The sequence below is a fragment of the Lentzea sp. NPDC102401 genome (assembly GCF_044765805.1).
Classification (GTDB): domain Bacteria; phylum Actinomycetota; class Actinomycetes; order Mycobacteriales; family Pseudonocardiaceae; genus Lentzea; species Lentzea sokolovensis.
Map to the genome: position 1 here is coordinate 134,821 of NZ_JBIWKS010000007.1, position 16,134 is coordinate 150,954.

The 16,134-nt window shown below is 70.2% G+C and carries 20 protein-coding genes; 11 read left to right on the forward strand and 9 right to left on the reverse strand.

Translation table 11 applies throughout. The features are described from left to right. The first annotated feature begins 66 nt into the window (after positions 1–66). The 4 genes from ACIRG5_RS24855 (at position 67) to ACIRG5_RS24870 (ending at position 3,685) form a co-directional block, all read left to right on the forward strand. Positions 67–246, forward strand: coding sequence for a hypothetical protein (locus ACIRG5_RS24855; protein ID WP_402908477.1), 180 nt, complete (start codon positions 67–69; stop codon positions 244–246). A 621-nt stretch (positions 247–867) separates the two neighbouring features. Then, a complete protein-coding gene (locus tag ACIRG5_RS24860; RefSeq protein ID WP_402908478.1) occupies positions 868–2,259 on the forward strand; it encodes a rhodanese-like domain-containing protein in 1,392 nt (463 codons plus the stop codon). Beyond that, positions 2,256–2,831, forward strand: coding sequence for a rhodanese-like domain-containing protein (locus ACIRG5_RS24865; protein WP_402908480.1), 576 nt, complete (start codon positions 2,256–2,258; stop codon positions 2,829–2,831). The genes ACIRG5_RS24860 and ACIRG5_RS24865 overlap by 4 nt, the downstream gene beginning before the upstream one ends. Positions 2,832–2,836: 5 nt before the next feature. Next, on the forward strand, positions 2,837–3,685 hold the full coding sequence (locus ACIRG5_RS24870; protein ID WP_402908482.1) for a sulfite exporter TauE/SafE family protein: 849 nt from the start codon (positions 2,837–2,839) through the stop codon (positions 3,683–3,685). Between the two features lie 28 nt (positions 3,686–3,713). Here the strand turns inward: ACIRG5_RS24870 and ACIRG5_RS24875 are convergent, their stop codons facing one another. Further along, positions 3,714–4,328: a DUF2202 domain-containing protein gene (locus ACIRG5_RS24875; RefSeq protein ID WP_402908484.1), complete on the reverse strand. Its 615-nt coding sequence runs from the start codon at positions 4,326–4,328 to the stop codon at positions 3,714–3,716. 144 nt (positions 4,329–4,472) lie between these two features. Here ACIRG5_RS24875 and ACIRG5_RS24880 point away from each other — a divergent pair, with 144 nt between their 5' ends. After that, the gene (locus ACIRG5_RS24880) at positions 4,473–5,162 is read left to right on the forward strand and encodes a response regulator transcription factor (protein WP_402908486.1); all 690 of its coding nucleotides are present in this window, start codon (positions 4,473–4,475) and stop codon (positions 5,160–5,162) included. Then, on the forward strand, positions 5,152–6,480 hold the full coding sequence (locus ACIRG5_RS24885) for an ATP-binding protein (RefSeq protein WP_402908488.1): 1,329 nt from the start codon (positions 5,152–5,154) through the stop codon (positions 6,478–6,480). Before ACIRG5_RS24880 ends, ACIRG5_RS24885 begins: the two co-directional genes overlap by 11 nt. Here ACIRG5_RS24885 and ACIRG5_RS24890 read toward each other — a convergent pair. Both ACIRG5_RS24890 and trxA read right to left on the reverse strand, forming a co-directional pair. Continuing rightward, positions 6,464–6,871 carry a DUF302 domain-containing protein gene (locus ACIRG5_RS24890; RefSeq protein WP_402908490.1) on the reverse strand — a complete coding sequence of 136 codons (408 nt, stop codon included), beginning with the start codon at positions 6,869–6,871 and terminating at the stop codon, positions 6,464–6,466. The genes ACIRG5_RS24885 and ACIRG5_RS24890 overlap by 17 nt on opposite strands. A 14-nt stretch (positions 6,872–6,885) precedes the next feature. Continuing rightward, positions 6,886–7,245: a thioredoxin gene (gene trxA, locus ACIRG5_RS24895; RefSeq protein WP_402908492.1), complete on the reverse strand. Its 360-nt coding sequence runs from the start codon at positions 7,243–7,245 to the stop codon at positions 6,886–6,888. Positions 7,246–7,352: 107 nt separating this feature from the next. Here trxA and ACIRG5_RS24900 point away from each other — a divergent pair, with 107 nt between their 5' ends. Continuing rightward, positions 7,353–7,616 carry a metal-sensitive transcriptional regulator gene (locus ACIRG5_RS24900; protein WP_402908494.1) on the forward strand — a complete coding sequence of 88 codons (264 nt, stop codon included), beginning with the start codon at positions 7,353–7,355 and terminating at the stop codon, positions 7,614–7,616. Here ACIRG5_RS24900 and ACIRG5_RS24905 read toward each other — a convergent pair. Continuing rightward, positions 7,583–9,310: an aminotransferase class V-fold PLP-dependent enzyme gene (locus tag ACIRG5_RS24905; protein ID WP_402908496.1), complete on the reverse strand. Its 1,728-nt coding sequence runs from the start codon at positions 9,308–9,310 to the stop codon at positions 7,583–7,585. The genes ACIRG5_RS24900 and ACIRG5_RS24905 overlap by 34 nt on opposite strands. Before the next feature lie 110 nt (positions 9,311–9,420). Here ACIRG5_RS24905 and ACIRG5_RS24910 point away from each other — a divergent pair, with 110 nt between their 5' ends. From ACIRG5_RS24910 to ACIRG5_RS24920, 3 genes are read left to right on the forward strand one after another with little or no spacing between them, the layout of a single operon-like run. Next, positions 9,421–10,659 (forward strand): NAD(P)/FAD-dependent oxidoreductase, encoded by a 1,239-nt coding sequence (locus ACIRG5_RS24910; protein ID WP_402908498.1) that lies wholly within the window; start codon positions 9,421–9,423, stop codon positions 10,657–10,659. Between the two features lie 11 nt (positions 10,660–10,670). After that, positions 10,671–10,988, forward strand: a complete 318-nt coding sequence (locus ACIRG5_RS24915; protein ID WP_402908500.1) for a TusE/DsrC/DsvC family sulfur relay protein — start codon at positions 10,671–10,673, stop codon at positions 10,986–10,988. Positions 10,989–11,006: 18 nt separating this feature from the next. After that, the gene (locus tag ACIRG5_RS24920; RefSeq protein ID WP_402908502.1) at positions 11,007–11,474 is read left to right on the forward strand and encodes a DsrE/DsrF/DrsH-like family protein; all 468 of its coding nucleotides are present in this window, start codon (positions 11,007–11,009) and stop codon (positions 11,472–11,474) included. A gap of 176 nt (positions 11,475–11,650) precedes the next feature. Here ACIRG5_RS24920 and ACIRG5_RS24925 read toward each other — a convergent pair whose 3' ends face one another. The 5 genes from ACIRG5_RS24925 to ACIRG5_RS24945 all read right to left on the reverse strand — a co-directional run bounded on the left by ACIRG5_RS24925 (position 11,651) and on the right by ACIRG5_RS24945 (position 14,745). Beyond that, positions 11,651–11,875, reverse strand: coding sequence for a hypothetical protein (locus ACIRG5_RS24925; protein ID WP_402908504.1), 225 nt, complete (start codon positions 11,873–11,875; stop codon positions 11,651–11,653). 76 nt (positions 11,876–11,951) lie between these two features. After that, positions 11,952–12,152 carry a hypothetical protein gene (locus ACIRG5_RS24930; RefSeq protein WP_402908506.1) on the reverse strand — a complete coding sequence of 67 codons (201 nt, stop codon included), beginning with the start codon at positions 12,150–12,152 and terminating at the stop codon, positions 11,952–11,954. 262 nt (positions 12,153–12,414) lie between these two features. After that, positions 12,415–12,903, reverse strand: coding sequence for a DUF6653 family protein (locus tag ACIRG5_RS24935; RefSeq protein ID WP_402908508.1), 489 nt, complete (start codon positions 12,901–12,903; stop codon positions 12,415–12,417). Beyond that, positions 12,890–14,140, reverse strand: a complete 1,251-nt coding sequence (locus tag ACIRG5_RS24940; RefSeq protein ID WP_402908509.1) for a glycosyltransferase — start codon at positions 14,138–14,140, stop codon at positions 12,890–12,892. The genes ACIRG5_RS24935 and ACIRG5_RS24940 overlap by 14 nt, the downstream gene beginning before the upstream one ends. Beyond that, on the reverse strand, positions 14,137–14,745 hold the full coding sequence (locus ACIRG5_RS24945; protein WP_402908511.1) for a TetR/AcrR family transcriptional regulator: 609 nt from the start codon (positions 14,743–14,745) through the stop codon (positions 14,137–14,139). Before ACIRG5_RS24945 ends, ACIRG5_RS24940 begins: the two co-directional genes overlap by 4 nt. Positions 14,746–14,904: 159 nt before the next feature. Between ACIRG5_RS24945 and ACIRG5_RS24950 the strand changes: the two genes are divergently transcribed. Continuing rightward, the gene (locus ACIRG5_RS24950; protein WP_402908513.1) at positions 14,905–16,107 is read left to right on the forward strand and encodes a cation:proton antiporter; all 1,203 of its coding nucleotides are present in this window, start codon (positions 14,905–14,907) and stop codon (positions 16,105–16,107) included. Positions 16,108–16,134: the final 27 nt, after the last annotated feature.

Genomic DNA, 16,134 nt, shown 5'->3' on the forward strand with positions numbered 1-16,134 from the left:
ACCGAACACGGGTTTCGGTTCACGGACGGCCTGAGCCGAGCATCGCGCGGGAGGCGGTGAGCGGAGGTGACCGGGCGCCTGACCGTGGAAGGGCACGGCGTCCGGGGAGCGGAGAAGATCATGAGCAATCTCGGTATGGCCGTCGTGCGGCAGTACGAACGTGGTGTGGCGTACTTGCACCGGGCCGACCCGGTGAAGTCCATTGTGGAGATCGAGAACGTCCAGGCGGCGGCGGTCAGCACCTGATCACGGCGACCCCGAGCACGAGCAGCCAGGACCGCCATCGCCGCGGATGGACCGGCGGCGGATCCGGGGCCGGATCGGGCGGAGGCCCGGACTTCGCGATGCGCGACAACACGGCCTCCTCGCGTCGGTGAACTCACCCGAGGTCAGGCGGGAGTGGTGAGCCGGCCCAGGGACCAGCGGAACGGTGAACAGGGACGTTGGCCCCTGTGAGGCGGGCCGCTTCCGGAGGCCGGTCATCGGAGACCCGCGTCGGGTCGGCCGCGGTTCTCACGCCCACGCGGTTCCGCCGCTCCTCCAGGTCGCCTGCTTCGCAGGTGGTGCACCGTGCGCGCGGCCGGTCCGCCCGGCAGTTCCACGACGTCGACGGGTTCCCGGCCGGTGATCTCGCCGAACGATGCGGCGGTCCGTTCGCGCCGGCCTCGAACGGCAGGGACGAAGGTCCGTGGTCGTCCGGACCGGGCGGGGGCACGGTTGTACTGCTCCCACGGCGCCTGCATACCCCCGGGGGTAGTTGTCGGCGAGCGGCAAGAGACGTATGGTGAAGTCACGGGTACCCCCGGGGGTATATCGGCCCGCCGGGAATTCCTTGTTGGCCAAGCGATGCGATCTCTAAGGATGATCATGGCGATAGAAGTCGAGGTCGTGACGACCTCCTCATTGGGCGACCGGAGCTACCTCGCGCACGACGGACGGGTGGCGGTGGTGGTCGATCCACAGCGGGACATCGACCGGGTGGTCGCGCTCGCGGGGCAGCGTGGGGTGCGGATCACGCACGTCGTGGAGACCCACCTGCACAACGACTACGTGTCCGGTGGACTGGCGCTCGCGAAGCTGACCGGTGCTGTGTACGCGGTGGCGGCGGCGGACGACGTCGGGTTCGAACGCCTGCCGGTGCACGACGGCGATGAGATCGTGCTGTCCGAACAGATGCGTCTGACCGTGGTGGCCACACCGGGCCACACGTTCCACCACCTGTCGTACGTGTTGCACGGCGCGGCTGGTCCTGTCGGTGTGTTCACCGGCGGTTCGTTGTTGTTCGGCACGACCGGCCGGACCGACCTCCTCGGCAAGCAGCACGCACACGCGCTGGCGCGCCACCAGCACGCCTCCGTGCGGCGGCTGGCCGACCTGGTGCCCGACGGCGCACAGGTGTGGCCGACGCACGGGTTCGGCAGCTTCTGCTCGGCGACCCAGTCGGACGCGCCGTCGTCGACGATCGGCAGGGAGAGGACGGCGAACCCGGCTCTGCGGCTGGAGACCGACGACTTCGTCGTCCAGGTCCTGGCCGGACTCGACGCCTATCCCGCGTACTACGCCCACATGGGCGCGCGCAACGCGGAAGGGGCCGAGCTGGCCGATCTCACCCCGGTGCGGATCGCCGACCCCGCGGAGCTGCGCGACCGGATCGACGCCCAGGAATGGGTCGTGGACCTGCGCTCTCGCAAGGCTTTCGCCCACCGGCACCTGACTGGCACGCTGAGCTTCGGCCTGGACGGGCCGATGTCCACCTGGCTGGGCTGGATGGCTCCCTGGGGTGCTCCCATCACGTTGCTGGGCGAGTCCGCCGAGCAGGTGGCCGAGGCCCAGCGCGAGCTGGCGCGGATCGGGATCGACCGGCCCGCGGCCGCCGCGACCGGTGGCCCGGAGCAGTGGGCCGGCGACGAGAAGCGGTTGGGTGAGCTGGCCGTGGCCACGTTCACGGATCTCGCGGCTGCGCGGGCAGGACGGGCGCCGCACGGATTGCCGCCCGCCGACGTGCTGCTGGACGTGCGGATGGCCGGTGAATGGCAGCAGCGCCACCTCGACGGCGCCCTGCACATCCCGTTGCCCGACCTTCCGGAACGCGTGTCGGACGTGCCCGGCGGTGTGGTCTGGGTGCACTGCCAGTCCGGTTACCGGGCGTCCATCGCGGCGAGTGTGCTCGCCCGAGCAGGCCGTGTGGTGGTGCACGTCGACGACGACTTCGACACCGCGGGAAAGGCCGGCCTGGCCGTGGAAGGGGAGCCGTGGTGAGCGCTCCGGTGACACTGGACGTCGCGGAGCTGCGGCGGCTGGTCGAGTCCGGAACCGGCCCGCGGCTGATCGACGTGCGCACCCCCGGCGAGTTCGAGGCCGCGCACATCCCCGGTTCCTACAACGTGCCCCTGGACCTGCTGCGCGAGCACCGCGACGAGCTGCGCCACCACCTGGACGAACGGGTGGTGCTGATCTGCCGGTCCGGGCAACGGGCCGGGCAGGCGGAGCGCGCCCTGGCGACGGCCGGCCTGCCGAACCTGCGGCTGCTGGCCGGCGGGATGACCGCGTGGCAGGCGGCAGGGGGCTCGGTGCGGCACGGCAAGCCGCGCTGGGACCTCGAACGCCAGGTCAGGCTCGTGGCGGGCGCGATCGTGGCGAGCGCGGTGCTGGCAGGGGTGTTCTACCCGCCCGTCACGTGGCTGGCGGGCCTGGTCGGCGCCGGGCTGGTCGCCGCCGCGCTGAGCAACACCTGCCTGCTCGGCCTGCTGCTGGCGAAGCTCCCGTACAACCGCGGTCCTCGCGCCACCGTCGAGGCCGTGGTCGCCGCACTGGTCGACGGGAGGGGGTGAGCGGGATGCTCGTGCTCACGTTGCTCGCCGCCGCGCTCGTCGGAGTCGCTCTGGCGGTACTCGGTGGCGGAGGGTCGATCCTGACCGTGCCCATCCTGGTCTACCTCGCCGGTCAGGACCCCAAGCAGGCGATCGCGATGTCGTTGTTCGTCGTGGGGGTCACCAGCGCGGTGGGCGCCGTGTCGCACGCGCGTGGCGGGCGGGTGCGTTGGCGCACGGGACTGGTGTTCGGCGCCGCGGGCATGGCCGGGGCGTACGGCGGAGGCCGGCTGGCGCAGTTCGTCCCCGGCACGTGGCTGCTGGTGGGCTTCGCGTTGATGATGATCGCGACCGCGGCCGCGATGATCCGCGGGCGCCGCGACGGCGTTCCGGTGAAGCCGCACGAGGAACTGCCTGTCGGACGTGTCGTGGCCGAGGGCGTCGCGGTGGGCGTGGTGACCGGGCTGGTCGGCGCGGGCGGTGGCTTCCTCGTGGTGCCCGCACTGGCATTGCTGGGTGGCCTGCCGATGGCGGTCGCGGTGGGCACGTCCCTCGTGGTGATCGCGATGAAGTCCTTCGCGGGGCTGGCGGGCTATCTGGCGACCGTCCACGTCGACTGGAGGCTCACCGCTGCGGTGACCCTGGCGGCGGTGGTGGGCAGCCTGGTGGGCGGAAGGCTCGTCGGGCGGATCCCGGAGACGGTGCTGCGCAAGGGGTTCGGCTGGTTCGTCCTCGTGATGGGCGGCTTCGTGCTCGCCCAGCAGCTGCCGGTGCCGATCTGGGGCGTCGCGGCGGTGCTCGTCGCCGTGGGCGTGGGTGTGTGGCTGGCGCAGCGCAGGCGTCCCAAGGTGACAGCGGGTGGCGGCCCCGAGTAGGGCCGCCACCCTCGCCTCACCGGCTGAGTCATCGGTCGAACGCGGCCAGGTGGTGCTGGGAAGCGGTCAGCAGGTGACCGTAGACGCGCTGGGCGTCGGGCGCGGTCAGACCGTCGAGCGACTTGCGCAGCAGCGAGATGTCCGCTGTCTCCACGGTGCGGCCGACCTTCAGCGCGGCGTCCTGGCTGCCGGTTCCCTCCGCCAGCAGCTGGTCGTAGGTTGCCTGCACGGCCGGGGTGGCGAAGTGACCGGGCGCCTGGTTCGCGGTGGGATCGGTGATCCCGTAGCGCGTCATCAGGGTCCGGACCGCGTCGAGGTGCGTGGTCTCCGCCGCGGCGATGCGGTCGAAGATCGGCAGGTCATAGCGGTCGGCGAACGCCGTGTACAGGTCGTGCGCCAGCTTCTCCTCCTCGGCGTTGGCCGCGAGCGCGGTGCGTTGCACCTCGGTCAGGGTGCCGCTCGGGTCGACGACTCCGGGAACGCCGAGGCATCCGCCGTCACGCTGCCCGCCGCGGGGCATGATCGTCCCGCCGGGGCCGGCCGTGGGCGGCGGACCGCCCGCCAGTGCGAGAGTTCCAGCGAACGCGCCCGCTGCGACGAGCACGGCCGCCGTGGTCACGACGATCCGGGTCCGGGTCTTCATGGCTCCTCCTCTTCTCGTGACGACTTCATGGTCCCGCCGGGTGGAGGAGGTCACGTGCAGGTCGTGTGGAGATGACGTGGAGCCCGCCACAACGGGGTACTTGGACCCTCCATCGCCTCGATCCGGCCGCGTACACAGGGATCCGTGGCCGACACGGTGCTCGTCGTCGAGGACGAGAAGGAGATCCGCGAACTGCTGCGCCGCTATCTGGAACGAGCGGGTTTCGCCGTGGTGACCACGGGTTCCGGGGCGCAGGCGGTCACGATGGTGGCTGACCGGGTGGCCGCGCTGGTGGTGCTGGACCTGGGCCTGCCCGACGTCGACGGGATGGAGGTGTTGCGTGCGGCGAGGGAGGCCGGCGCGACTCCGGTCGTCGTGCTGACCGCACGTGGTGCGGTGGAGGACCGGATTCGCGGACTGGAGCTCGGCGCCGACGACTACGTCATCAAACCGTTCAGCCCCACCGAGTTGGTGTTGCGGGTGCAGGCGGTGCTGCATCGGGCGCACGCGGGGGTGCCGGGCGCGGTGATGTCCTTCGGGGACGGCCGGCTCCTGATCGACGAGTCGAGGCACGAGGTCCACTGGAACGGCGAGCTGCTGGAGCTGACACCGACCGAGTGGGGCCTGCTGACGGTGGTCGCCGCGGTGCCGGGACGTGTCTACTCGCGGTACGAACTGATCAACCAGGTACGCGGGTACGAGTTCGAGGGGTACGAGCGAACCGTCGACTCGCACGTGAAGAACCTGCGCCACAAGTTCGGCGGGTGCGGACCGGATGTCGTGCAGACGGTGCACGGGGTCGGCTACCGACTGGGGCTGCGCCGTGACCGGTGAGCGACCGGCCGCCTGGGGGCCGCTGAGCAGAAGGCTCTTCGCCGCGTTCGTGCTGGCCGCGCTGTCGGCGGTCGTGGTGCTGGCGGCAGCCGCGGTGTGGGGGACCGGGCAGGGTCTGGTCTCGGCGCAGGCAGAGGCCCGGCGGCAGGCCGCCGCCAGGGTCGCCGACGCCGTCGCGTCCGCTCACGCCGCCGCTGGTGGCTGGGACGGTGCGGACCTGGACGCCGCGTCGACGCTCGCCGCCGGCGCGGGTGCCCGGCTCGTCGTGCGCGCCGCCGACGGCAGCACCGTCTCCGGTCACGGTCGCGGCATGCCGATGAACCCCGCGGCCGGACCGGGATGGACCGAGGCTCCCGTGGTGGTCTCCGGCCAGGTGGTGGGCTCGGTCCACCTGGCATTCGGCACTCCGAACACCTCCGCGGCCAGGGAGATCGCCTGGGGCTGGATCGCACTGGCCGCCGTGGTGGCGCTCGCGGTGGCCGGGCTCATGAGCTGGTTCGTGGGCAGGCGGATCGTCGTGCCGCTCACACACCTCACCCGTGCCGCGCGGCGCATCTCGGCGGGTGATCGCTCGGCGCGTGCCGGGGTGGACGCTCCGGGCGAGCTCGGTGAGCTGGCGAGCGCGTTCGACCACATGGCCGGCGAGGTGGCCCGCTCGGACCAGGCGTTGCGCGATCTTACCGGTGACGTCGCACATGAGCTGCGCACGCCGCTGGCGGCGCTGCAGGCAGGCCTCGAGGAACTGCGCGACGGCCTGGTCCCGCCGGACCCGGGGCGCCTGACGAGCCTGCACGACCAGGCACAGCGGCTGGGCAGGATCGTGCAGGACCTCACGGAGCTCGCCGACGCGGAAGCGGCGGCGTTGTCGTTGCGGCGGCAGGAGGTCGATCTCGCCGCGGTGGCCAGGACCGCGGTCGAGGCCCACGCCGCGCACCTGCGCACCGCGGGTCTGCGGGTGCGCCTCGAACTGGGGAACGACGTCGTGGTGCGGGCGGACCCGGATCGCCTGCACCAGGCGCTGGGCAACCTGCTGGCCAACTGCGCTCGCTACCTGCGTCCCGGTGACGTCGTCACCGTGGGCGTGCGCCGCTCGGCCGGCGCGGCGGTGGTCGAGGTCCACGACACGGGGCCTGGGATGTCCGCTGAGGAACTGCTCCACGTCTTCGATCGGCGTTGGCGCGGTCGCGCGGGACAGGCCGTCGTGGGAACGGGCATCGGGCTCGCCGTGGTCCGGGAGCTCGTGACCGCGCACGGCGGCGCGGTCACCGCCACGTCCGGCGCCGAGGGCACGACCTTCACCATCAGCCTGCCGTGGTGACCGGCGAGCTCAGCGAGTCCAGCGCGGCCTGGATCCGCCTGCCAGCCTCTTCCGCGATCGGCCGCAGTTCCTCCCGCTCCGGCACCGCGGCCATCAGGGCGGGGTCGAGCGCCTGCACCAGGCTGCGGTCGCCGGCGGCGCGGACGACGACGTTGCACGGCAGCAGCAGGCCGATCATCCGGTCGACCTCAAGCGCTCGGTGCGCGAGCGTCGGATTGCACGCGCCGAGGATCACGTACGGTTCGACCTCGGCGCCGAGCTTCTCGCGCATGGTCGCCCGGACGTCGATCTCGGTCAGCACCCCGAAACCCTGTTCCTTCAGCGCCGCGCGCACGGCGGGCACCGCGTCCTCGTAGGGCAGGTCGACGGTGGTGGTCAGGTCGTACTTCACGGTGGTGGCTCCTTTCAGCGGCGCGGCCGGGCGGCGGCGCGCACCTCGTCCATGTCGAGCTCGCCGGCCCAGGTGATCAGTTCCTCGAGTGCGGCCGCGGGGAGCGCCCCGGGCTGCGCGTGGACGACGACACCGTCGCGGACGACCATCAGAGTCGGGATCGACGAGATGCCGAACGCGCGTGCCAGCTCTACTTCGGACTCGGTGTTCACCTTGCCGAACGTGATGTCACCGTGCCGGAGCGCCGCCTGTTCGAAGACAGGCGCGAACATGCGGCACGGGCCGCACCACGACGCCCAGAAGTCGACCAGGACCGTGCCCGGCCGGCGCACGATGTCGGTGAAGTCGGACTTGGTCAGCTCGACGACCGCCATGGGGTTCTCCTTCCACTATACCCCGGGGGGTATCAGGTGCAACGTCGTCCGCAGCCGGGTTGTTCCGGAGCTCAGGTACCCTGGGGGGTACTGAAGGAGGTTCTCCGGTGGAGCTGAACGAAGAAGTCCTCACCGACGTGGTCAAGCGGCTGCGGCGCGTGCAGGGCCAGGTGGGCGGGATCGTCCAGATGATCGAGTCCGGACGCGACTGCAAGGACGTCATCACCCAGCTGGCCGCGGCATCGCGTGCCCTGGACCGGGCCGGTTTCAAGCTGATCGCGAGCGGACTGGAGCAGTGCGTCGCCGACGGCTCCGAGCAGTCGGTCGCCGACCGTGCTCAACTGGAGAAGCTCTTCCTCGCGCTGGCCTGACCCAGCAGGCAGATCGGTGGCAGGACGAACCAGCGCAGCGACTCGAAGTCCTCCGGCAGACCGGTGGGACCGTCGTCGAGCAGGTCCGCGCGGGAGGCGAGCAAGCGGCGCGCGTCCTCGAGCTGCGTGGCCAGGACGCTGTCGTCGACCTGCGACGGCGCAGGGAGAACGCGTGTCCCGGCGGTCGCGACGGAGCGCAGGTCGGGCAGTCCCAGCGGGATGGTCGCGGCGGCGCGGTGCCGCCACATCCCGGTGTGCGGGTCGAAGACGTAGTCGGTCAGGAGCCGGTGGCCGTACCGGGCGATCAGCCGTACGGCCTCGACGAGGTGGTCGCGGACGGCTTCGGTGATGAAGTAGTTGAAGTTGAGCCGCACCCAGCCGGGCTTGACCCCGTCGCAGCCGATGGCCGCTTCGTGGTCGTAGCCGTGGGAGTGCTTGGTGTCGATGGCGAGCAGCCGGTGCCCGTACGGCCCGGCGCAGGAGCAGCCGCCGCGGGACTGGATGCCGAACAGGTCGTTGAGCAACGCGACCACGAAGTTGTGGTGCAGGAACCGCTCGCCGGAGCGGACGCGGAACGACACGATCGACAGCCGGGCCGCGTCGTGGTTGCCGAGGATCTCGATGCCGGGCTCGTCCTCCCACTCGGCGAGGGCGTGCCGCCACAGGCGTTCCTCCAGGGCCTGGATCACCCGCGTTCCGACGGCGTCCTTGAGCGCGAACACCAGACCGGCCCTGACCGACTCGACGATGGCGGGAGTGCCGCCCTCCTCCCGCGCGACCGGATCGCGGAGATAGCGGTGGCCGAGCGGGTGGACGAACGCCACCGTGCCTCCGCCCGGCACGGTCGGCACCGCGTTCGTGACCAGTTCGCGGCGCACCACGAGCACCCCTGGGGTCTGCGGGCCGCCCACGAACTTGTGGGGTGACAGGAAGATGGCGTCCTTGTGGTCGCCTCGGCCCGGCGCGCTCTCCCGCACGCGGACCGGCACGTACGGCGCGGCGGCCGCGTAGTCCCAGAACGACAGTGCGCCGTGGTCGTGCAGCAGGGCGGCGATGCTGTCGGTGTTGGTGAGCACACCGGTGACGTTGGAGGCCGCGGAGAAGCTGCCGATCTTCAGCGGGCGGTCCGCGTACCTGACCAGCTGGTGGCGCAGCTCCGCGACGTCGATGTGACCGCGGGCGTCCTCGCCGATGACCACGACGTCCGCGATGGACTCGCGCCACGGCAGTTCGTTGGAGTGGTGTTCGTACGGGCCGACGAACACCACGGGACGCTGTTCCGGCGGGATCTCGTCGAGCAACGAGTACTTCTCGCTCAGTCCCGCCGGCAGCCGCAGTTCGAGGATGCCGACCAGCTTGGCGATCGCGGCCGTCGCGCCGGAGCCGCAGAAGATCACCAGGTCGTCCTCGGTGCCGCCGACCGAGTCGCGGATGAGCCGCCGTGCCTGCTCGCGCAACCTCGTGGTGTACCGGCCGGTGCCGGAACTCTCGGTGTGGGTGTTGGCGTAGCGGGGGAGCACGTGCGCGCGGATGAAGTCCTCGACGAAGTCCAGCGCCCGGCCGGACGCCGTGTAGTCCGCGTAGATGATCCGGCGCGGGCCGTAAGGTCCGTCGAGAACCTCGTCGTCGCCGATGAGGCCGCGCCGGATGCGGTCCAGCAGAGGCGAGGCCCCCGCTTCGAGAACGTTGCCCATCACCTGTCCATCGTGGATCGTGCGCTCGTCCCCGAACGCTGTCCATGGGCCCGCGTGTGCGGGGACGAAGGCCCCTGGGAGCCGGACGCGCCGCGTCGAAGACTGGAGGCATGACGAAGCGGATCGTGATCCTCGGCGGCGGCACGGGTGGCACCCTCACGGCCAACAGGTTGCGCCGCGCTCTGGGTGCCGAGTGCGAGATCACCGTGGTGGACCGCGACGACGACCACCTCTACCAGCCCGGCCTGCTGTTCGTGCCGTTCGGGCTCGCGCACGCGGAAGACCTCGTGCGGTCGCGGCGCCGCCAGTTGCACGACGGCATCTCCTACCGCAACAGCGGGATCGACCACGTCGACGTGGAGGCCAACCGGGTCCACCTGACCGACAGCGGCGTGCTCGAGTACGACGTCCTGGTCATCGCGACCGGCGCCCGGCTGGTGCCGGAGGAGACCGACGGCCTGACGGGGCCGGGGTGGATGAGCACCGTCTTCAGCTTCTACGACCTGCCGGGCGCGACAGCCCTGGCGCGGGCACTGCGGCAGTTCGAGGGCGGCCGGCTGGTCGTCAACGTCGTGGACCTGCCGATCAAGTGCCCGGTGGCGCCGCTCGAGTTCTGCTTCCTGGCCGACTGGTACTTCCACGAGCGCGGCATCCGCGACCAGGTCCAGCTGACCTACGTCACTCCGCTGGACGCGGCGTTCACCAAGCCGGTGGCCGCCCACGCCCTCGCCGGAATGCTGCAGGAGAAAGGCATCGAGCTGGTGACCGAGTTCAACACCGGTGAGGTCGACGGCGCGGCGGGGAAGCTGATCTCCTACGACGAGCGCGAGGTCGAGTTCGACCTGGCCGTCGTCGTGCCGGTGCACGGAGGAGCGGAGTGCGTCGAACGCTCCTGGGGGCTCGGCGACCCGCTCGGCTTCGTCCCCGCCGACGAGCACACCCTGCAGTCCGCGGTCAGGGACAACATCTTCGTCATCGGCGACGCCGCGGCGATCCCCACCTCGAAGGCGGGTTCGGTCACCCACTTCGAGGGAGAGGTGCTGACCCGCAACGTGGTCCGGTACCTCGCGGGCGAGAAGCTCGACGCGAGCTTCGACGGCCACACCAACTGCTTCATCGAGAGCGGGTTCGGCAAGGCCCTGCTGATCGACTTCAACTACGACACCGAGCCGCTGCCCGGCCACTACCCGTCGACGGTGGGACTGCCGCTGCTGCGGGAGTCCAGGCTCAACCACCTCGGCAAGCTGATGTTCTCCTGGCTGTACTGGCACAGCCTCCTGCCCGGCCGGGACCTGCCCGGCGTGTCCACCGAGATGCCCAGCGCGGGCAAGCGGTTCGAAACCCTGTGAAGGAGACCCGAATGTCCACAAAGGTCTACGCGGGGACCGAGGTGTCGGTCAACGACGAGGGGTTCTTCGCCGACCCCGCGCAGTGGCGTGAGGACATGGCGACCGAGATCGCCCACGAGGCCGGTGTCGGCGACCTGACCGACCGGCACTGGCAGGTCATCAGCTTCATGCGCGCGGAGTTCGCCCAGAAGGGCACCGGCCCCACGGTCCGGGCCCTGGGCAAGACCTCCGGTGTCAGCGTGAAGGAGCTCTACCAGCTCTTCCCGAAGGGGCCGGCGAAACTCGCCGCCCGCATCGCGGGCATCCCGAAGCCCCGCGGCTGCATCTGACCCGAAAGGACCGTCGCGATGCCGGACAAGATCGAGAAGATCTCCATCATCGTCTCCAAGGGCTCCCTGGAGGGCATCTACCCCGCGTTGATCATGGCGAACGGCGCTCGCGCGGAAGGCATCGAAGCCAACCTGTTCTTCACCTTCTTCGGGCTCGACGCCGTGCACAAGGCACGCCACGAGCACATCAAGCTCGCCACCGTCGGCAACCCCGGACTGCACCTGGCGACCTGGGCGGGCGGTCTGCCCGGGGTGTCCGCGGCGATGACGCGCTACCTGTCGCACAGGATGGACGAGCTGGACATCCCGCCGATCCCCGAGTTCGTCGAGATGATCGCGGACACCGGCGCGGGACTGTACGCGTGCAAGGCCTCGGTGGACCTGTTCGACCTGTCCGAGAAGGACTTCATCGACCAGGTGCGGGGAATCATCACCGTCGGCGAGTTCTACGAGCTCGCGGCAGGCGGCCAGATCATCTTCACGTGATCGCGTCCAGGGCAGCTGCCGGGATGAACGCGAGTGCGTCCGGACACGCCGCGTGCTCTGCGACCGTTGGACGCGGGCACATTCCTCGAGTCCGTGCGGCGCACACCAAGCGTTGATCGTCGACGAGGGCCGGCACAACCACAACTCGCGTCCTCGTCGACAGTCGGCGTGGACTGTCAGTGCGGCTTTTTGGGAGCGTGCAGGGAGACCAGCCGATGTCGTGCGAGGTGATGCAACATCTCGGCCAGCGCGTCGGGCACGATCTGCCCGTCGAGGTCCTGATGCGCGTCGATCACCGTTCTCGAGACGACGGCCCGGGGCAGTACGCCGCTGAACTCGGCCGCCAGTCCGTTGAACACCTCGCGGACGTGCTCGTTCGAGGGTTCGGCCTGAACGGTCATCCCGCTTCCTCCCTGGAGCATCAGATCTGTGGTGGGAAAGTCGATGGCGGCTGAGTCGTCGCAGGTGGGCCAGGCCTCAGCGCTCGTTGCCCCGCTGGTAGATCAGCCTCTTGCGGACGTGGTAGCGCAAGGCGTACCCGGCGACGAGCAGGCCGATCGCCACGACGACAAGTACCTCGTTGAGGAATCCGCCGCCGGTAGCCGTCGTCGCCAACACGGTGATCACGGCCAGCAGGACCAGACCGGGCGCGACCCAGCGGAGTGTGTTGTCGTCCATGATCGCTCGCCCTTCGCTGGTCCGGCTCTCCCCGTTCATCCTGACCGGTGTCATGGACCGGCCGGCATGGTCGGACCATGCAAGTACCAGGCCCCCTCATTGCCGAGGCTCGGCAATCGCATCGCTGATCAGGCCGACGACATGATGAAGTTGCTCGTCGTCGAGGTCACGGCGCGGCGCGGTCACTTCCCGAAAGGAAGTCAACGGCATTTGCTCCGGGGATCCGGGTGCTGGCCGGAGAATCGCAGCCGAGGAGCCTGCATCAGGTGTTGCCCGGATTGCTCGCGTGGCGTTCCCAGAGCCAGCCGAAGCGGTCGATGCGCCAGAGTTGGGCCGTCACGACCACGGTGGCGCCGAACACCGTCGGCCACACGTCGAGGGCGATCAGGCCCCAGAGGATCATGCCGAACCCGAGGACGCCCAGGGTGACCAGCACGCGCAGCACCGCCCGGTGATCCGGTGGTACGAGATCGCGGTGCTGGAGCCAGGCACGCTCGCCGTAGATGCCGCGTGATGCCCAGCCGCGAGGTTCGCTCACGGGCGGGAACGCTCGGGGGTTGATGAACAGCCAGACGACCACGGCACCTATGGCGAGGAGACTCCACCAGCCGATCCAGGTGCGGCTCCAGACAGCGAGCAGCATCAACGGAATTGCGGCGAACCGCGTCCAGACGCTCCACGGGTTGGCGTGCCGTCGCCATGCCTCCTCCGTCATGCCGAAGGTCCTAGCGACACGGTCAGCGGTGTCCATTGTGGATCTCCTCCAGGTCGCGGACTGCTTTGCCGACGCCGTTCTCCCCGCGTATCCGGGTGCCGAAGTCGACGGCACGCTGCCGGATTCCGGAATCTGTCAACGCTTGTGTGATCGCCTCACCGAGTGAAGCTGCGGTGATCTTCGTGTGGCGAAGCGGACGTGGCGCGACGCCCAGAGCGTGCATCCGCTGTGCCCAATGGGGTTGGTCGGCCACGAAGGGGCACACGACCTGAGGCACACCTGCGGCCAGAGCCGCGGCGGTCGTTCCCCCGCCACCGTGGTGCACGACCGCCGCCACCTTGCCGAACAGCCAGTCGTGCGGGGCCTGGTCGATGACGAGGAGGTCGTCGGAGGAGCGTGCGGCGAGCCCGCCCCAGCCGGTGGCCACGACCGCACGCACTCCAGCGACTCGGATCGCTTCGGCGACGATGTCCCCGGTGCGCTGGGCGTCTCGCCCGGCCATGCTGCCGAAGCCGACGTAGACCGGCGGCGGGCCTGCTTCCAGGAACGCCTGCAACGCCGCCGCCGGTTCCCACGCGGGGTTGCGCGGCAGAAACCAGAAACCCGTGGTGCGCACGGATTCGGGCCATGCGCGGTCGATCGGCGTGACCGCTGAGCTGAACGCCTGCAACACCAGGGCGTGCTGTGGCCCGGCGCCTCGGGAGAGCCCGAGGTCCTTGAGGCGCCAGGCGTTGGAGACACCGTTGTAGGAGCGCATCACCGCCGACACCGTCAGATACGTGGCCCGGTTGAGGAAACGCGGCACCCTCGGCAGCGGCACCATGGGACAGGGGAACTCCGATGTCGGCACCCAGCCGGGCTGCAGTGTGACCAGGACGGCGGGAACGCCGAGCATCTCCGCCGCGTGCTGTGCGGGCAGGCTCGGCGTGTGCACCAGCAGATCCGCGCCCGAGGACCGGGCGACCTCGCCGACATCACGCAGCACGTCCGCCATCAACGGCTTGATGCGCCGGATCGTCGAGATCGCCGTCATCTTGCCGCGCACACCCCGGTAGCCACCCTCGACCGCCTGCAGCATGACCGGGTCCTGCAACAGTTTGTTCGGACCCTCGTCCAGCGGCGCGAACTCCACGTCGTGCGCGATCGCACTGGCGGCGAAGGACGAGGGAGCGGCGAGCAGTGCTTCGTGGCCCGCCCGCCGGAGAGCCACCGCGAGTGCCAGGAACGGTTGTACGTCACCGCGCGTGCCGTGCGTGACCAGCAACGCCTTCACGGCCTGCTCCTGTCGTTGATCTCGGTGAACGCGGTGAGCCAGCGGTCGTCGGCGAACAGGCCGTTGGTCAGCATCTCCAGACCGGCGCGGGCACCGCGCACCGCCGTCGCGGTCTCTGCCGGGTCACCGCCCAGCAGCCGGCCGACGTGATCGCCGAGCACCAGCGGTGCCAGCAACCACGACACGTAGGTGACCGCTCGCGCCCGCGCGTCCTGTGAACCGCGAACCCAGCCTTCGCTCTCGCCGGCCGCGAGCCACAACTCCGTGCGTTCGACGATCTCGGCGAACAACGCGCGAGCCGCGGGAGTGTCGTCGAGCAGTGCTCGCGCCAGATAACGCCGGACCGGTGTCGCCGCCTGAAGCACCTCGGCCAAGGCCTCGGAGGCAGCCTCGTCGCCGTGGCGGATCGACTCGAGGACGTAGTCGTCGCATGCCTGTCGGAGTCCGTCCTTGGAACCGAAGTGGTGCACCACCAACGCGGGCGACACCCCGGCGTCCGCGGCAACCGCGCGGACCGAGGTGCCCGCGATGCCGTCGTTGCCGAACCGGGCGAGTGCCGCGTCGCGGATGCGGGCGCGTGCCGTCAGATCGGAGGCTGAACGCATGTTCTGATTATTGAACAAGTGTTCAGTCCGTGTCCAGGCCGCCGGTTTGCTTTACGTGGATCTTTGCGGCATCTTTGCGCGCGGTGCGCCGGGAAGTCTGGTCGGCAACGCTCATCACGAACTCGTGGTGGGCCTGGTCGACGTGGGCGGAGTCCTGTGATGGCACTGGTTCTGGCGTTCGGTGTGGTCCTGCTGATCAGCGTCTCGCTGTCCGGTCTCGCCGCCCGCACCATCCTGTCGACGGCCCTGATGTTCCTGGTCGCCGGTGCCCTGATCGGCCAAGGCGGTCTCGGGCTGGTCGACATCCCCTCCAACAGCGGCTTCGTCACCGTGCTCGCGGACCTCGCGCTGTTCACGGTCCTCTTCACCGATGGCCAGCGAGCCGGCCTGCCGGACCTCAAGCAGGGATGGCGGCTGTCCGGACGAGCGCTCGGCCTGGCCATGCCGCTGACCATGGTCGGCATCGCCGTTCCGACGCACTTCCTCACCGGTCTGGATTGGACGACGTCGTTCCTGATCGGCGCGATCCTCTCGCCGACCGACCCGGTGTTCGCCTCCGCCATCGTGGGACGCACCGACGTGCCCGCGCGGCTGAGGCGCCTGCTCAACGTCGAGTCCGGACTCAACGACGGTCTCGCGCTGCCGTTCGTGCTCATCTTCCTGGCCACCGCCGCGAACAGGGACACCGACTTCGCCACGATCGGCGTCGAGCTGGCCGCTGGGCTCGCGCTGGGCATCGTGATCCCCGCGGCAGTCGTGCTCGCCTGGCGGCTGCGGATCTTCACCGCCGAACCGCGGCTGCAGGCGCTCGGCCCGTTGGCGATCGCGGTGATGCTGTACGCGGCCTGTCACCTGACGCACGCCAACCCCTACCTCGCCGCGTTCGCCGCGGGCTCGACCATCGCCACCCTCGACCGCGTTGCGGCGGACCACTTCGAGCACTTCGGCGACCTGCTGTCCGAGATCACCAAGTTCGCGGCACTGCTCGTCTTCGGCGCACTGATCACGCCGGAACGCATCTCCCACCTGAGCGTGGGGGACTGGGCCGTCGCGGTCATCGCGATCCTGCTCGTGCGCCCGGCGGCGATGATGTTGTCGCTGCTGCGCACGCCCCTGCCCCCACGTGAACGTTCCGCCGCGGCGTGGTTCGGGCCGAAGGGCTTCGCGTCGGTGGTCTACGGACTCCTCGTCCTGCAGGCCGGGATCCCGGCCGGTGAGCACGTGTTCGACCTCGTGGCGATCACCATCGCGTTGTCGATCGTGCTGCACTCCTCGACGGACGTGCCCGTCGCCAAGGCGCTGAGCTTCGAGCCCCCGGACGGGCTGCCCACAGGTCAGCCCGAGGAACGCAAGCAGGACTGATGGGGATCGGTCAACCCGACGCCCGAA

What these genes read in the sequence shown, in the direction of transcription:
- ACIRG5_RS24925 (WP_402908504.1), bottom strand. Translation starts at nt 11,875, where the DNA reads ATGACCGTTCAGGCCGAACCCTCGAACGAGCACGTCCGCGAGGTGTTC.
- ACIRG5_RS24870 (WP_402908482.1), top strand. Translation starts at nt 2,837, where the DNA reads ATGCTCGTGCTCACGTTGCTCGCCGCCGCGCTCGTCGGAGTCGCTCTG.
- ACIRG5_RS24875 (WP_402908484.1), bottom strand. Translation starts at nt 4,328, where the DNA reads ATGAAGACCCGGACCCGGATCGTCGTGACCACGGCGGCCGTGCTCGTC.
- ACIRG5_RS24920 (WP_402908502.1), top strand. Translation starts at nt 11,007, where the DNA reads ATGCCGGACAAGATCGAGAAGATCTCCATCATCGTCTCCAAGGGCTCC.
- ACIRG5_RS24860 (WP_402908478.1), top strand. Translation starts at nt 868, where the DNA reads ATGGCGATAGAAGTCGAGGTCGTGACGACCTCCTCATTGGGCGACCGG.
- ACIRG5_RS24945 (WP_402908511.1), bottom strand. Translation starts at nt 14,745, where the DNA reads ATGCGTTCAGCCTCCGATCTGACGGCACGCGCCCGCATCCGCGACGCG.
- ACIRG5_RS24915 (WP_402908500.1), top strand. Translation starts at nt 10,671, where the DNA reads ATGTCCACAAAGGTCTACGCGGGGACCGAGGTGTCGGTCAACGACGAG.
- ACIRG5_RS24910 (WP_402908498.1), top strand. Translation starts at nt 9,421, where the DNA reads ATGACGAAGCGGATCGTGATCCTCGGCGGCGGCACGGGTGGCACCCTC.
- trxA (WP_402908492.1), bottom strand. Translation starts at nt 7,245, where the DNA reads ATGGCGGTCGTCGAGCTGACCAAGTCCGACTTCACCGACATCGTGCGC.
- ACIRG5_RS24905 (WP_402908496.1), bottom strand. Translation starts at nt 9,310, where the DNA reads ATGGGCAACGTTCTCGAAGCGGGGGCCTCGCCTCTGCTGGACCGCATC.
- ACIRG5_RS24950 (WP_402908513.1), top strand. Translation starts at nt 14,905, where the DNA reads ATGGCACTGGTTCTGGCGTTCGGTGTGGTCCTGCTGATCAGCGTCTCG.
- ACIRG5_RS24930 (WP_402908506.1), bottom strand. Translation starts at nt 12,152, where the DNA reads ATGGACGACAACACACTCCGCTGGGTCGCGCCCGGTCTGGTCCTGCTG.
- ACIRG5_RS24935 (WP_402908508.1), bottom strand. Translation starts at nt 12,903, where the DNA reads ATGGACACCGCTGACCGTGTCGCTAGGACCTTCGGCATGACGGAGGAG.